Consider the following 14,948-nt stretch of genomic DNA (forward strand, 5'->3'; position numbering starts at 1 on the left):
TTTCAGACCTGATAGCCCCCGACGGGTTCGCATTTTCCGCTTACCTGAAATGTTGGTGTCTGGGTATAATGTCCATTCCTTTGATTGATCTGAATGCTGTGTCCTTTGCCCCCGGCGGCGTTGCGGTGTTGCATGATGTAACCTTGCAGGCGAACGAGCGGCGGATCGGTGTCGTTGGTCGAAACGGATCAGGCAAGACCTCGCTGGCGCGGGTTTTGGCCGGGTTGGTTTCCCCCGCAGCAGGGCAGGTGCGCATTGCAGGCGTGGATGTCGCAAAAGACCGCAAGGCCGCTTTGCGCACCGTCGGCATTCTGTTTCAAAACCCCGATCATCAGATCATCTTTCCCACGGTCGAAGAAGAAATCAGCTTTGGCCTGACCCAGCTTGGCCAATCCGGCACTGACGCCGCGCAAAACACGACTGCGATGCTGGCCCAATTTGACCGGACCCACTGGGCCAAAGCGGCGATCCACCAATTGTCGCAGGGCCAACGCCAACTGGTGTGTCTGATGTCAATCTTGGCGATGCGACCCAAACTGATCATTCTGGACGAACCCTTTGCGGGCCTCGATATTCCGACAACGCTGCACCTGACCCGCGTGTTGTCACAGCTTGATGCGCATCTGGTGCACATCACCCATGACCCGCAACATCTGGCTGGCTACGACCGCGTCATCTGGATCGACGAAGGGCGCGTCGCCCGGGACGGTGCCGGCCAAACAGTGATACCGGCCTTTATGACCCGGATGCAGCAGTTGGGAGAGCAGGATGATTTCACTCACCTCTCCGGTTAAAACCCGCGCCCATGGTTGGCCTGCCGGGGCCAAGCTGGCGGCACTTTGCGCGGCAACGCTGATCTTGTTCAGCTTCACCGCGCTTTGGTTTCAGATCGCGACGCTCACGGCGACACTGACACTCTATGCGCTGCCGGGATGGGCGTTTTTCAAGACAGGCATGGCACGGCTGCGAATCCTTTGGCCCTTTATGGCGCTGATCCTGATATGGCATGTGGCGACCGATGACCTTGGAAACGGTGCGGTGATCGCTTTGCGCATGGTCAGCGCTGTTGGAATTGCCAATCTGGTGACAATGACGACCAAGCTGTCGCAGATGGTCGATGTGGTGACATGGCTGACCACACCGCTGCGCAAGATCGGCCTCAAGACCCGTAGCCTTGAACTGGGGATCGCCCTGGTCATCCGCTTTATTCCGGTGCTGGTGGAAAAGGGCCAGATGCTGGCACAGTCATGGCGGGCAAGATCGGCCAAACGGCTGGGCTGGCGGACGATTATTCCCTTTGCCGTGCTTGCCCTTGATGATGCGGAACATGTGGCCGAGGCCCTGCGCGCCCGTGGCGGTCTTTAGCAAGCTCCTGACGTTTATCAGTTCGCTCTGTACGTCCCCTTTGGTTGGCCTATGTTGAACGCAACACAGACACCCGAGGAGGCACCACATCATGTCAGACGTCATGCGCGCGATTGAAATCACCAAACCCGGCGGGCCCGAAGTCCTGCAACCGGTTGAACGCCCGATTCCACAACCTGCCCACGGTCAGGTCGTGATCAAGGTTGCCTATGCCGGTGTGAACCGCCCCGACGCCTTGCAACGCGCCGGCATGTACGCCCCACCCCCGACAGCCAGCGATCTGCCGGGCCTCGAGGCGTCAGGCGAAATCTTCGCGATCGGCGAAGGCGTTTCGGGCATGTCCATCGGCGACAAAGTCTGCGCCTTGCTGCCCGGTGGCGGCTATGCCGAATATGTGGCCACACCTGCGGCGCATTGCCTGCCGGTGCCCAACGGAATGGGCATGAAGGAAGCGGCCTGCCTGCCCGAAACATTCTTTACGGTCTGGTCCAACGTTTTCATGCGCGGAGGCCTAAAGGCGGGCGAACGGTTTCTGGTCCACGGCGGGTCGTCGGGCATCGGGACGACAGCCATCCAGCTTGCCCGCGAATTTGGCGCACGTGTCTTTGCAACAGCAGGGACCGACAGCAAATGCGCAGCCTGTGCCAAATTGGGGGCCGAAGCCGCGATCAACTATCGCGATACCGATTTTGTGGATGTGCTGAAAGCCGAAGGCGGCGCTGACCTGATCCTCGATATGGTGGGCGGCGATTACATCCCGCGCAACCTGCAAGCGCTGGCCGAAGATGGCCGTCTTGTGCAAATCGCCTTCCTCAGCGGCCCCAAGGTCGAGGTGAATTTTGCCACGTTGATGACCCGCCGGTTGACCATGACAGGCAGCACCCTGCGCCCGCAAAGCGATCTGGCCAAAGCCCGGATCGCAGACCAGTTGCGTGAACATGTCTGGCCGCTGCTGGACGCTGGCAAAATCGCACCCGTGATGGACAGCGAATATGAATTCGAACAGGCCAGCGATGCCCATGCCCGCATGGAGACCAGTGGCCATATCGGAAAAATTGTACTCAAGGTAAATGGATAGGAAACCGTCATGGCACTAACAGCAATAATCGAGGCCCACGGCGGCCCCGAGCAATTCAAGCTTGTGGATATCGAGGTCGGCGAACCCGGCCCCAATGAAGTCCGTATCGCCCATAAGGCCATTGGACTTAACTTTATCGACGTCTACCAGCGCACCGGCCTGTACCCGATGAAACTGCCCCATGCGATGGGGATGGAAGCCGCAGGCATCATCGAAGCGGTTGGCGAAGGGGTGACCCACCTCAAGGTCGGCGACCGCGCGGCCTATGCCTCGCAACCCCCCGGTGCCTATACCGAAGCGCGCGTGATGCCCGCAGCTCAAGTATGCCCGCTGCCCGACGGCATATCGTTCGAAGAAGGTGCCGCAATGATGCTCAAGGGCATGACGGTAGAATATCTTTTCCACCGCACCACCCCGCTCAAGCGGGGCGATACGGTTCTGTTTCATGCCGCGGCCGGTGGCGTCGGCCTGATTGCCTGCCAATGGGCAAAGTCCGAAGGGATCACCCTGATCGGCACAGCAGGAACAGACGAGAAATGCCAACTGGCCCTGGATCACGGGGCCGCCCATTGCATCAATTACCGGACGACGGACTGGGTCGCGCGCGTGGCTGAACTGACAGGTGGCGTGGGCGTTGATGCGGTGATGGATGCAGTGGGCGCTGACACATTCGAAGGGTCGCTTGACAGCCTGAAACCATTGGGAATGATGATCTCATTCGGAAACGCATCCGGCCCGGTACCCCCCTTCAGCGTTGGCATTCTGGGGGCGAAAGGGTCGCTGAAAATCACGCGCCCTACGATCTTTACGCATATTGGCGATCACGCAACCTGTCAGGCAATGGCCAAGCATTTGGCAGACAAGGTGATGTCCGGTGACGTGAAAATAAACATCGGCCAGCGTTTTGCGTTGCAAGATGTCGCCAAGGCCCATGTCGCACTTGAAGCGCGCCAGACGACTGGCAGCACGATCCTCGAGATCTAAGACAAATCGCCGCTATCGCGTCGCTGCCTCCGGCGGGGATATTTAGAAAGCCAGAGAAGGGGAAGGACGTCCCTGTCTTCTCTGGCTCTTAAATATCCTCGCCGAAGGCCATCGCTCATTGAGCGATCGTGCTATTTTATCGGCGCGAAAAGCGCGTTGTTAAGTGTGCAGTCCTTGATCACATCACGCCCGCACGGTACGGGCGCAAGGGTTTTGGAGAGGCAGATGCGGACCTCTTGAATGTAGCCGTTTTTGCATGTGACTGTGACGCCGTCTGCCGACATTTCAGGATTTGATTTTAGAAATGCCGCCTCAACCACCGAGGCGGGGAGTGTGATGCCTTTGGTAAGTTTCCGGAAGACGGCCGGGCGTTGGACTGTGGCATAGGCCTCTCGCGAGGTTTCGAAGTAGGTTGCGGCAGAAAGCCCTGTGCAACTGCCGTGCTTTTTCCATTGATGCCATGCGAGGCCCGGGGTGCCCATAATATCGGCCATCGTAGCGGTCATTCCGCGGGACGGGGGCCGTTCAACGGTGTGGCAAAACGATGGGTAGCCGCGATGGAACTGCGGCCACAGCCCATGCATGATCCAGCCGTGGTCTTGGGACGCGTCGCATTGGGGCGAGCGGCGCGCATCCCCTTCAAGGGCGCACCAGTTCGGCGACCAGCTGAGGGACAGAACATAATAGTCGAACTCTCCGGCTATTTCGCCTTCGGCGGCGGCCCCGCGGGGGGAAACCGCAAGAAGTGTCACAAGGCACAGGATCAGCAAACGCATTGGGGTCTTTCCTTATTCAGCTTGGATCACTATATAAGCTGTAAGTTCCCCCACAATGGAAACCGTTCTGCCCCGGCAGGACAGCCAATTTCAGGCGACGGGGAAGGTGTGTTTTAAGGAGAGACCGATATGGCAAAACCAATTATGGCCCGTGCGACTGCCGTTTGGCTGGTGGACAACACGACCCTTAGCTTTAAGCAGATCGCGGATTTCGTCGGGATGCACGAGTTGGAAGTTCAAGGCATCGCTGACGGCGATGTGGCGCAGGGGGTCAAGGGGTTTGATCCGATTGCCAACAACCAATTGACCGAAGAAGAGATCGAAAAGGCGCAGGCAAATCCACTGCACAAGCTGGCGCTGAAGTACAACGCCGCTGCCGAAGGCGAAGAGAAACGCCGTGGTCCGCGCTATACGCCATTGTCCAAGCGTCAGGACCGGCCCGCGTCGATCTATTGGCTGGTCAAGTTCCACCCCGAATTGTCCGATGGTCAGATCAGCAAGCTGGTTGGCACAACCAAGCCGACCATTCAGGCGATCCGCGAGCGGACGCATTGGAACATCTCTAACATCCAGCCGATTGATCCGGTTGCTTTGGGTCTGTGCAAGCAGTCCGAACTGGATGCCGCCGTTCAGAAAGCCGCAGCCAAGAAAGCCGCTGAAGGGGGCTTGATGACTGACGACGAACGTCGCCGTCTGGTCAGCACCGAGCAATCGCTGGGCATGGATACTGAATCCAGAATGCCATCGGCCATTGAGGGCCTTGAGACATTCACATTGTCTGGCAACCCTGCGGATGATGATGATCGTGATCGCGGCGACTATTCCGATGCGGACAGCTTCTTTAAGCTGCCCGAGAATGGCGCGGATGATGACGACGAAGACGATAACAAATAAACTGCTTGGCCTTTCATCAGGCCAAAGCGGAACCAAAGCGGCCAGCGGATCGTTGGTCATCGGGTGGAGGGGTCATGCCCTTCACCCGTTGTTGTTTTGACGGATCGAAAAGGATCAATTCCGGATGCCGTTGCTACACTATTTATTCTGGTTCGGTGTCGCGTTTTTGTTTCTGGCAAGTGTGCTGCCTTTTAGCCGGATTGCACATGGGGCCATTCGTGGCCTTGCCTTTCCGCGCCAGCAGTTTTTTGTCCTGACCCTAGCCATGATCCCCGTGGCGCTTGTTGGTACGGCACCGCAGACGGGGGTATTTGCCATTGCCGTATTGGTTATCTCTGCGGCGGTGCACGTCGGATATATCGTGAAATTCACACCTGTCTGGTCGCAGCAATCGATGGCTGCCAACTTGGCCGAGCTTGGGGATACTGACACCCACATCACCTTGATCGCTGCAAATGTGAAGCAATCAAACCGTGATTATCAGAAACTGATTGATCTGATTATCAGCGAAAAGCCGGATATCGCCACGGCCCTTGAGGTAGACCAGGCGTGGATGGACGCCATTTATGCCGGATTGAAAGACCATTACGCCCATTGGGTCAAAGTACCCAAAAGCAATTCCTACGGCATTGTGCTGATGTCGAACCTGCCCCTGTCAGAGACGCAAGTGCGCGAGTTGCTGGTCGAGGATGTGCCGTCAATACGGACGCGGGTGCAAACCAGATCAGGCCGCGACTGGCGGTTGTACATCATCCATCCCGAACCGCCCGTGCCAAACCATGATACCAAAGGGCGCGATGGCGAAATTGCATTGACCGGGATCGAGGCAGGTCAAGACGAGCTGCCCGTTGTCGTCACCGGAGATTTGAATGATGTCGCCTGGTCTGCGCCGACCCGGCGATTTCAGCGGTTGTCCGGTCTGCTTGATCCGCGCGTTGGTCGGGGTTTGTACAATACGTTTCATGCCGGCATTCCGTTTTTGCGCTGGCCCTTGGATCATCTCTTTCACAGTGCCGATTTCCGCCTGATCCGTATGGATCGCTTGCGCCATATCGGGTCCGACCATTTTCCTATCCTGTTTACTTTGGCGCTAACACGCACCAAGCTTGCCAATTCGACACCCGGCCCGAGTGACGCCGCAGAGCGTGATGAGGTCAGGGAAATCGTACAAGAAGAACTGCAAAATGAAAGACAAGCGATCGGGACTGACTGGGAAAAGGACTGATGCGCGCCCTTTCGATAGAGACGGCCAGACCACGTGATAAACTATTCTGTGCAATGTCATAATTGGCTCTTGTACGAATCTCAAAACACGCTAAATGCGCCTTCACAGACGCCAACGCACGCGCCTCTGGCCGGTCAGATTTCTTGCTGATTGACCCGCGTTTATGCAGCGACGGTAACGTCTCTTAAAACGACACGTTGGGGTGCTCCCGCCCCGCCCTGCTCTTTGGAGATGACCCATGAACGCCACGAAAACCACCGGCCTTAATACGTCCGCCAAATCCAATTTTGACGAGGCTGCAGACTATATCTGGAACAACAGCTTTGATAGACCGACCCTTGTGATCAGTCGCGAGCGTGTCGGCATCCAATACGATGCGCTGAGCGCGGGTCTGGGGGATGCGAATATCCACTATGCTGTCAAAGCAAACCCTGCGCCGGAAATTATCCGTCTGCTGGTCGAGCGTGGCTCGGGCTTTGATGCGGCATCGCGTCAGGAAATCGAACTGTGTCTGTCCCAGGGGGCTGATCCTGCAAAGATCTCGTTCGGCAACACCATCAAGCGCGGCGTTGACATTGCATTTGCCCATTCCATCGGCGTGACCCTTTTTGCTGCCGATTGCGAGGCCGAGCTGGACAAGATTGCCGCCCATGCCCCCGGCGCGCGCGTCTATATCCGCCTGATCGTTGAAAATTCGCTGGCCGACTGGCCGTTGACCCGAAAATTCGGCTGCGCAGATACGTTGCTGCCGTCCTTGCTAGATTACGCCAAATCGCTTGGTCTTGTGCCTTATGGTCTGTCGTTCCATGTCGGGTCGCAAACCCGCAAGGCGGAATACTGGAACCCTGTTCTGGATCAGGTGGCCCCCCTGTGGCACGCCGCCAATGCTGCGGGTCACGACCTGCAATTGCTCAACATCGGGGGCGGTTTCCCCGCCTATCACGGCGATCCGGTTGATGCGCCACGGGGCTATGCCGCCGCCGTTATGGCTGCCGTCAAAGACCGCTTCGGGCACATCCCCTATGTGATGGCAGAACCGGGGCGCGGTATGGTGGCTGAGGCTGGTCATATCGCCGCCGAAGTCCTGCTGGTGTCGCGCAAATCAACCGAGGCGCTGCGCCGCTGGGTTTATTTGGACATTGGCCGTTTTTCCGGTCTGGCCGAAACCGAAGGCGAGGCGATCCGCTACGAGTTTGTGACTGCGCGTGACGGTAGCCCCACAGGCCCCTGCGTTCTGGCAGGCCCGTCTTGCGATTCCGCAGATATCCTGTATGAGAAGAACCCAGTTGATCTGCCGCTTGACCTTCGCGATGGTGACAAGATCATGATCAAGAATTGTGGTGCCTATACCAGCTCTTACAGCTCGGTTGGGTTCAACGGATTTCCGCCGCTTGATGTGTTGGTTCTGTAAAGAACCGAAAACGTCGCGCGGGAAGGACCGCCTGCTTTGGGAGGAGCAGGCGGTCTAATTTTTTCCAACCAGCCAAAACGGCCAAGAATGGCGGTATTTTACGGGAAAGTCTTGACTTCCCCGGCCCCAAACGGTGTACCTGCGACGAGCAAATTCAGCCCTAGGAAGGGACCCGTCATGCACGCATATCGCAGCCACACATGCGCCGATCTGAGCAAATCAAACGTAGGCGACAAGGTCCGCCTGTCCGGTTGGGTACACCGCGTGCGCGATCACGGCGGTATCCTGTTCATCGACTTGCGCGATCACTACGGCATGACCCAAGTGCTGTGCGACCCTGATTCAGCAGCTTTTGCCGATGTTGAAAAGGTCCGTTCGGAATGGTGCATTCGCATCGACGGCGAGGTCAAAGCCCGTGCCGATGATCTGGTGAACGCGAAAATCCCGACCGGCGAAATCGAAGTCTTCGTGCGCGATATCGAAGTTTTGGGAGCCTCCAAAGAGCTGCCTTTACAAGTGTTCGGCGATCAGGAATACCCCGAAGAAACGCGCCTGCGCTATCGCTACCTTGATCTGCGTCGCGAAAAGATGCAGGCGAACATGATCCTGCGCTCTGATGTGGTGTCGTCGATCCGCCGCCGCATGTGGGACCGCAAGTTCAAAGAATTCCAGACGCCGATCATCACCGCATCTTCCCCCGAAGGCGCGCGCGATTTCTTGGTGCCATCGCGATTGCACCCCGGCAAATTCTACGCGCTGCCCCAGGCACCGCAGCAGTTCAAACAACTGTTGATGGTGTCCGGCTTTGACAAGTATTTCCAGATTGCCCCGTGTTTCCGTGACGAAGACCCGCGCGCCGACCGGTCGCCCACGGATTTCTACCAGCTCGACCTCGAGATGTCCTTTGTTGAGCAGCAAGACGTGTTTGACACGATCCAGCCCGTTCTGACCGGTATCTTCGAAGAATTCGGTGGCGGTAAAGCCGTCGATCAGGAATGGCCGCAGATTTCCTACAAGGACGCGGCGCTTTGGTATGGGTCGGACAAGCCCGACCTGCGCAACCCGATCAAGATGCAGGTTGTCTCCGAACATTTCGCGGGCTCCGGCTTTGCGATCTTTGCCAAGCTGCTGGAGCAGGAAGGCACGCAAATCCGCGCCATCCCGGCCCCGACCGGTGGCTCGCGCAAGTTCTGTGACCGCATGAACGCCTTTGCGCAAAAAGAAGGCCTGCCCGGCATGGGGTATATCTTCTGGCGCGAAAAGACTGCCGACAGCGTCGCGCAAGAACTGGGTATTCCGGTGAAGGAAGCCCAGGCAAAGTTGAAATCCGGCGAAGTCGAAGGCGGCATGGAAGCGGCAGGCCCATTGGCCAAGAACATCGGACCAGAGCGTACCGAAGCGATCCGCCAGCAGCTTGGCCTGACGGTCGGCGATGCGGCGTTCTTCCTTGGTGGCAAGCCCAAGGCGTTTGAAGGCGTCGCAGGACGTGCCCGCAATGTGATCGGTTCCGAACTGGGCCTGACGGATGAAAACCGCTTTGCCTTTGCATGGATCGTCGATTTCCCGATCTACGAAAAAGACGCGGAATCCGGCAAGATCGACTTTGAACACAACCCGTTCTCCATGCCTCAGGGCGGGATGGACGCGCTGATGGGCGACCCGCTCGAGGTGCTGGGCTATCAGTACGACCTTGCCTGCAACGGCTATGAATTGGTGTCCGGTGCGATCCGGAACCACAAGCCAGAGATCATGTTCAAGGCGTTTGAAATCGCGGGATACGGCAAGGAAGAAGTCGAGAAGCGTTTCGGCGGTATGGTTAATGCCTTCCAATACGGTGCCCCGCCCCACGGTGGTTGTGCCGCCGGTATCGACCGCATCGTGATGCTGCTGGCCGAAGAAGCGAACATTCGCGAAGTCATCCTGTTCCCGATGAACCAGCGCGCCGAAGACCTGATGATGAACGCGCCGAATGATCCGATGCCGGACCAGTTGATGGAACTTGGCCTGCGGGTGATCCCGCAAGACTAAGCCGCCCGAATGGAATTGAAAAAGCCCGCCACCGATGATCCGGGGGCGGGCTTTTTGCTGTCTTCAAAGCGATTGCCTGAGGCGTCATTGTGTTCCCCCTTCACGTTTCGAAAGGAAAACGCCGGACATCAAACCTGGTTCCCCGTCAGGGGGCGGGCCGGGTCGGACGGGGCGCGTTAAAACAGTGCCGTGGCAATCTGAATCCCGACCTCGGGTGCCTGATCCGCGATCCGTGCGTTTGCGAATGCCAAGGCGACAATCGCCACGCCCACAGCATCGGCGGCCAAAATGACCCAGTCGATCCGAGCCTCGTCGCGATATATCAGGCGCGCTGCTTTAAGCTTGGCCAGCATATGTCGGGATCCTTTGACGCATGAGGGGTTTCATATCGATCAGATTGCCAAGGGTTTGTGTCCAAAGTTTGGTCAAACTAAGAGCGGTCTTAGACACGCCAGACGCGTTTTACAGGCTTGGCGTTGGTGCCGGTTGGTCGTAACGTAATGCTTATGAAAGAAAATGCGCCCTCATCACCGCCCCTTGGCTTTGCTGTTCCGGATTTTGTCCAGCCCCCCTTGCCCCCGCGCGACGGCTTGTCGGGGACATATGCCAAATTGGAACCGTTAACGGCACAGGCCCATGCGGCATTGCTGTTCGGCGCGTTCGAAGGGCAGGACGATCTGTGGCACTATATGTATGACGGGCCATTCTCCTCGTCCTCGCAGTTCCATCGTTGGGTGCGCGAAACGGAAACCCGCGATGATCCGCTGTTCTATGCGATCAAGAACCTTGAGACAGGGCATTGGGAAGGCGTCGCAAGCTATATGCGCATTGCCCCCGCTGCCGGTTCAATCGAGGTGGGGTCGATTGCTTTCAGCCCCGCATTGCAACGCACGCGCGCCGCGACAGAGGCGATGTATCTGATGATGGCTTGGGCGTTTGAGGCGGGGTACCGGCGCTATGAATGGAAATGCAATGCGCTGAACATGCCATCGCGCCGGGCGGCACAGCGGCTTGGGTTCAGCTACGAGGGTGTTTTTCGTCAGGCAGCGGTTGTGAAAGGGCGCAACCGCGACACGGCATGGTTTGCGGCCATCGATTCCGAATGGTCCAGCTTGAAAGAGGCGTTTGAAGCGTGGCTTGCCCCCAGTAATTTTGACGACCAAGGCCAGCAGCGAGAGAGCCTTTCCGATCTGACAAGACTGGTGCGCGTGGCCAGCGACCCGCTGGTCTAGGGGCGGTTGATCTAAATCGCGATGCGTTGCGCCAGCCGGGTTTGCACCAACCCCGCGATTGCGGCTTTTTCCGTTTCTGTCGGTTGGCCCAATGCGCGTTTATGCGCCAGTGCCAGCGCGGCTTTTTCCAGCGCGGTATCACAGACGCCACGCGCAACGCCCCCTAGAAACTGTGCGATATAATCCAGCGTAACCGTGTCTGCGGTATCGTCCAGAATATCCGCGATATGTGCCATGTCGTCCTGAAAGGCGATTTCATCGGGCTGCACCGTTTCATCGGTCAAGACCCGCACCCCCTGGGGTTGTCGGTCGGCGGGCAAAGCGGCCAGCACGGCCTGTTGAAAGTGGCAGAGCGAGTTCAGCGGTTTTTCAATAAACCCGTCGGCACCTGCCGCCAAGGCATCGCCGGCAAGATGGGTATCGCCCGAAATCGCCAGCAGGGCGTCAACACGCGGCTGCGCGCGCGCCAGTTCCTGTATCAGGTCGATGCCGTTGCCGTCCGGCAGCCCCAGATCGGCAATCACCACCGAGGGGCGGTAAACCTGCAAATGCCGTCGCGCCGCGCGCATGCAATCGGCCCGTCTGATCCGCGCACCTGACCGCAGGCACAACAGGCGCATCGCCTCGCAGGCGTAACGGCTGTCTTCGATCACCAAAACCGTCAGGCCCAGCAAAGGCCGGTCGGCCGTGGGGCTTGGAAGGGTATCTGTCTGTACGCCCAGCTTGTCCATTTTAGCCTTCTCCAAAAGATTCCGATGACTCAATGGTTAGGCGTGCTTGGCTAATAGGACGTTAACGTGACGCATTGCTCTTGCGTCAAACCCGGCCCATAACCTGACAAAGTTTAAGAAACGCAGGAGAAATATGATGATCGGTCGTCTTAACCACGTAGCCATTGCTGTGCCAGATTTGGAAGCCGCCGCGAACCAGTACCGCAACGCCCTTGGTGCCAATGTCGGCCCGGCGCAGGATGAACCCGATCACGGTGTGACGGTGATCTTTATCGAACTGCCGAACACCAAGATCGAACTGCTGTATCCGCTGGGCGATGACAGCCCGATCAACGGCTTTCTGGAAAAGAACCCCGCGGGTGGTATCCACCATATCTGCTACGAGGTCGACGACATCATCGCGGCGCGGGATCACCTTAAATCCACCGGTGCCCGCGTTCTGGGCAACGGAGAGCCCAAGATAGGGGCCCACGGCAAACCGGTAATCTTCCTGCACCCCAAAGACTTTAACGGTGCGCTGGTCGAACTGGAGCAGGTGTAATCATGGGCGTTACATCAGCCTTGGTTCTGTTTGCCGTGATCTGGTCAATGACCTTTCTGATCGCGCTGCCTATCCGGGTGAAAACCCAAGGGGATCTGGGAGAGATCGTTGAAGGCACACATGCCGGCGCACCAGAGCATCATCACCTCAAGACAAAGGCGTGGTGGACAACGGGCATTACGATCGTGCTTTGGGCGTTTACTGTCTGGTTCATCCTGTCGGGGTTGGTCACCGTGGCGGATATTGAATATTGGCTGCACGGGGATCTGACACCAATTGGTGGAACAGGTGGGTAAAGGTCGCCGCCCCTAAAATCGGAATAACAAGGTTTAGCAGGGGGATCGACAATGGCATCGCCATCAGCACCCCTGCGACCCAGATTGTGCCCATGTGACGGCGTCTGAGCTTTTTCGCCTCGACCCTGCCGACACGCCTGATCGCTGCCAGTGTGAAATATTCACGGCCCAGTAAGAACCCGTTCACCGTCCAAAAGATCAGCGGCGCAAGCGGCGCGAACAGGATGTACAGGATCAGTGCCAACAGGTTGACGCCAATCAGCACCCCCATGAAATTCACCGTGTCGCGCACCGCATCGCCAAAAGGCACGCGGTTTGCTGCGGGCAGGTGGGGGTAATGCTCCGCCTCGACCGCATCGGCCACGTCGTCCAGAAACATCGACGTGATCGCGGACGCGACCGGGATCATCAAAAAGACCGACAGCGCCATCAACAACAGCCCCGCCCCCCAGCTGAACAGGTCGTCCAGCCACGTCACCTCGCCCACCCAGGGGATCGATGTGGCGTCACCCGCCAACCAGCCAACAAGCCAGACAAAGGCCGCCGCAATGCCGATCAGCAGAACCAGCGCCAGCCCGATGCCCATAAAGAACACCTTGCGAAACCGCAGGTCGCTGAGCTGTCCAACGGCAAGGCCGATCGCCTTGAAAATCTCGGTCACAGCCATGTGGTCAGTGCCGCGATGTCAGGACGAGGACGTTCTGGCGGGGCAGAGGTTTCAGTGCCGATGTGGATGATGCCCGCGATCCGTTCGTTGTCGGCCAATCCGAACCCTTTTTTCATAAATTCGCGGTCGTGGCTGACCCAGCCGCTTAGCCAGTTTGCGCCCCAACCCGCAGCCAAGGCCGCATTGGTCAGCGCAAGGCACACGGCCCCGGCAGAGTACGTCTGTTCAATCGCGGGGATCTTGGGCGACGGTTTTTGCACCTCGACCACGACCACGGCCAGATGGCCCTGATCAAACTGGCCGCGGCCTTTCTGGACCTGTTCGTCGTCAAGGCCCAAGGCCTCTCCGCGGGCCTGCGCGATATCCGCCAAACGCCCCATCGCGGGCTTGTCGATCACGATAAAACGCCACGGTTCCAGCTTGCCATGATCGGGTGTGCGCGCAGCGGCCGTAAGCAGGGGCAGCAGCGTGTCGCGGTCCGGCACGGGGATGGTCAGCGTCTTGGCAGGCCGGGACCGGCGTGTTTGCAGGAAATGCAGTGCGTCTGGGTTTGGTGTCGGCATTGGGTCTCTCTTACAGGTTCAGCTCTTGCGCCATCTCATCAATGGAGCAGCGCAGGAAGGCGTCAAATTTGGGGCTGGGCTGGCGGATGTGATAGTTCTCCGCGTGCGGATCTGGCGCGATGATATCACTGTCTGCGAGGGCTGCGATGGTGGCGTGGCCACAGAACGGGACATAGGCCTCTGAATAGCCGCCTTCGTGGACAAGCACCAGCTTGCCATCGCAAAGTTTTTGCGCAGTCGCTTTGATTTTGCGGGTCATGGCGGCAAAGGTTTTGGCCGTGGCCTGCATCCGCGCCAGCGGGTCCACGATTGCGGCGTCAAAGCCACAGGCGACAATGATCATATCGGGCTGGAACGCCTCAAGCGCGGGGATCACGATGCGGTCCAGCGCGTGCAGATAGGCCGTATGCCCCGATCCGGCATGGAGCGGCAGGTTGATGTTATACCCTTCGCCCGCCCCCTTGCCCCGATCCGCCAGCGCGCCTGTATCCAGCGGATAGTTGCCTTCCTGATGCAGTGAAATCGTTAGCACGTCGTCGCGGTGATAGAATATCGCTTCGGTGCCATTGCCATGGTGCACATCCCAATCCAGCACAGCAACGCGGTTTACCAGCCCCTTGGCCTTGGCGGCTTCGATCGCGATGGCGATGTTTGCCAGCAGGCAGAACCCGTTGGGGAAATCAGGCAGGGCGTGGTGACCGGGGGGGCGGGAAAGCGCATAGGCGTTTTGCAGATCACCCGATGCAACCGCTTCGACAGCGGCGATGGACAGTCCGGCAGACAGGGCAGCGATCTCGAACCCGCCAGCAGCAAAGGGGGTGCGCAGGCCCAGTTCACCACCGCCCGTGTCAGAGAGACGTTTGAAGTCGTCCAGATAGGCAGCAGGGTGAACACGCAACAGATCGTCGCGTGTGGCTTGCTGCGCGCTGCGCACGTCCAACTCGGCCATTAGGCCGGTAACTTCCATCAAATTGCGCAGCCGCCGCTTGGTTTCGGGGTTTTCGGGCAACCCGCCTGACGCCAAGGGCTGCACCAGCCCGCCGATGGGCATGGTAAAGGCATAGTTGCCCCCCGCATGCCAGAAACAGCGTTCATCCATGAAAAAGCCGGTGGTCATCCTGTCATTCCCCTTGTTGTCTGTCTGGAAACTGACGCGA

17 protein-coding genes are annotated in these 14,948 nt (G+C 58.4%); 11 read left to right on the plus strand and 6 right to left on the minus strand.

Annotation, left to right across the window (positions count from 1 at the left end):
• The first annotated feature begins 68 nt into the window (after window positions 1–68).
• The 4 genes from HGT1_RS00115 (at window position 69) to HGT1_RS00130 (ending at window position 3,427) form a co-directional block, all read left to right on the plus strand.
• Window positions 69–794, plus strand: a complete 726-nt coding sequence (locus HGT1_RS00115) for an energy-coupling factor ABC transporter ATP-binding protein (protein WP_176247950.1) — start codon at window positions 69–71, stop codon at window positions 792–794.
• The gene (locus HGT1_RS00120; protein ID WP_176247951.1) at window positions 769–1,365 is read left to right on the plus strand and encodes an energy-coupling factor transporter transmembrane protein EcfT; all 597 of its coding nucleotides are present in this window, start codon (window positions 769–771) and stop codon (window positions 1,363–1,365) included. Before HGT1_RS00115 ends, HGT1_RS00120 begins: the two co-directional genes overlap by 26 nt.
• Before the next feature lie 91 nt (window positions 1,366–1,456).
• Complete coding sequence (locus HGT1_RS00125) at window positions 1,457–2,443, plus strand: NAD(P)H-quinone oxidoreductase (protein WP_176247952.1); 987 nt, start codon at window positions 1,457–1,459, stop codon at window positions 2,441–2,443.
• A gap of 9 nt (window positions 2,444–2,452) precedes the next feature.
• Window positions 2,453–3,427 (plus strand): quinone oxidoreductase, encoded by a 975-nt coding sequence (locus HGT1_RS00130; RefSeq protein ID WP_176247953.1) that lies wholly within the window; start codon window positions 2,453–2,455, stop codon window positions 3,425–3,427.
• Between the two features lie 131 nt (window positions 3,428–3,558).
• Here the strand turns inward: HGT1_RS00130 and HGT1_RS00135 are convergent, their stop codons facing one another.
• Window positions 3,559–4,203 (minus strand): ribonuclease T2, encoded by a 645-nt coding sequence (locus HGT1_RS00135; protein WP_176247954.1) that lies wholly within the window; start codon window positions 4,201–4,203, stop codon window positions 3,559–3,561.
• Window positions 4,204–4,332: 129 nt separating this feature from the next.
• Here HGT1_RS00135 and HGT1_RS00140 point away from each other — a divergent pair, with 129 nt between their 5' ends.
• The 4 genes from HGT1_RS00140 (at window position 4,333) to aspS (ending at window position 9,761) form a co-directional block, all read left to right on the plus strand.
• The gene (locus HGT1_RS00140) at window positions 4,333–5,097 is read left to right on the plus strand and encodes a DUF1013 domain-containing protein (protein ID WP_176247955.1); all 765 of its coding nucleotides are present in this window, start codon (window positions 4,333–4,335) and stop codon (window positions 5,095–5,097) included.
• A gap of 124 nt (window positions 5,098–5,221) precedes the next feature.
• The gene (locus tag HGT1_RS00145) at window positions 5,222–6,322 is read left to right on the plus strand and encodes an endonuclease/exonuclease/phosphatase family protein (RefSeq protein WP_176247956.1); all 1,101 of its coding nucleotides are present in this window, start codon (window positions 5,222–5,224) and stop codon (window positions 6,320–6,322) included.
• A gap of 238 nt (window positions 6,323–6,560) precedes the next feature.
• A complete protein-coding gene (locus HGT1_RS00150) occupies window positions 6,561–7,733 on the plus strand; it encodes a type III PLP-dependent enzyme (RefSeq protein ID WP_176247957.1) in 1,173 nt (390 codons plus the stop codon).
• A gap of 177 nt (window positions 7,734–7,910) precedes the next feature.
• Window positions 7,911–9,761: an aspartate--tRNA ligase gene (gene aspS / locus HGT1_RS00155; RefSeq protein ID WP_176247958.1), complete on the plus strand. Its 1,851-nt coding sequence runs from the start codon at window positions 7,911–7,913 to the stop codon at window positions 9,759–9,761.
• 176 nt (window positions 9,762–9,937) lie between these two features.
• Here the strand turns inward: aspS and HGT1_RS00160 are convergent, their stop codons facing one another.
• Window positions 9,938–10,114 (minus strand): hypothetical protein, encoded by a 177-nt coding sequence (locus HGT1_RS00160; RefSeq protein WP_176247959.1) that lies wholly within the window; start codon window positions 10,112–10,114, stop codon window positions 9,938–9,940.
• Window positions 10,115–10,267: 153 nt separating this feature from the next.
• Here HGT1_RS00160 and HGT1_RS00165 point away from each other — a divergent pair, with 153 nt between their 5' ends.
• Window positions 10,268–10,993 (plus strand): GNAT family N-acetyltransferase, encoded by a 726-nt coding sequence (locus HGT1_RS00165; RefSeq protein WP_176248315.1) that lies wholly within the window; start codon window positions 10,268–10,270, stop codon window positions 10,991–10,993.
• A gap of 11 nt (window positions 10,994–11,004) precedes the next feature.
• Here HGT1_RS00165 and HGT1_RS00170 read toward each other — a convergent pair whose 3' ends face one another.
• The gene (locus HGT1_RS00170) at window positions 11,005–11,724 is read right to left on the minus strand and encodes a response regulator (protein ID WP_176247960.1); all 720 of its coding nucleotides are present in this window, start codon (window positions 11,722–11,724) and stop codon (window positions 11,005–11,007) included.
• Between the two features lie 136 nt (window positions 11,725–11,860).
• On the opposite strand from HGT1_RS00170, the gene mce reads away from it, so the two are divergent.
• Complete coding sequence (gene mce, locus HGT1_RS00175; RefSeq protein WP_176247961.1) at window positions 11,861–12,265, plus strand: methylmalonyl-CoA epimerase; 405 nt, start codon at window positions 11,861–11,863, stop codon at window positions 12,263–12,265.
• A 2-nt stretch (window positions 12,266–12,267) separates the two neighbouring features.
• The gene (locus HGT1_RS00180; protein WP_176247962.1) at window positions 12,268–12,561 is read left to right on the plus strand and encodes a DUF1467 family protein; all 294 of its coding nucleotides are present in this window, start codon (window positions 12,268–12,270) and stop codon (window positions 12,559–12,561) included.
• Here HGT1_RS00180 and HGT1_RS00185 read toward each other — a convergent pair.
• From HGT1_RS00185 to HGT1_RS00195, 3 genes are read right to left on the minus strand one after another with little or no spacing between them, the layout of a single operon-like run.
• Window positions 12,494–13,228 (minus strand): EI24 domain-containing protein, encoded by a 735-nt coding sequence (locus HGT1_RS00185; RefSeq protein ID WP_176247963.1) that lies wholly within the window; start codon window positions 13,226–13,228, stop codon window positions 12,494–12,496. The genes HGT1_RS00180 and HGT1_RS00185 overlap by 68 nt on opposite strands.
• Window positions 13,219–13,791, minus strand: a complete 573-nt coding sequence (locus tag HGT1_RS00190) for a nitroreductase (RefSeq protein WP_176247964.1) — start codon at window positions 13,789–13,791, stop codon at window positions 13,219–13,221. Before HGT1_RS00190 ends, HGT1_RS00185 begins: the two co-directional genes overlap by 10 nt.
• Window positions 13,792–13,801: 10 nt before the next feature.
• The gene (locus tag HGT1_RS00195; RefSeq protein WP_176247965.1) at window positions 13,802–14,908 is read right to left on the minus strand and encodes a class II histone deacetylase; all 1,107 of its coding nucleotides are present in this window, start codon (window positions 14,906–14,908) and stop codon (window positions 13,802–13,804) included.
• Window positions 14,909–14,948: the final 40 nt, after the last annotated feature.

The organism is Sulfitobacter sp. HGT1 (genome assembly GCF_013282155.1).
Classification (GTDB): Bacteria; Pseudomonadota; Alphaproteobacteria; order Rhodobacterales; family Rhodobacteraceae; genus Sulfitobacter.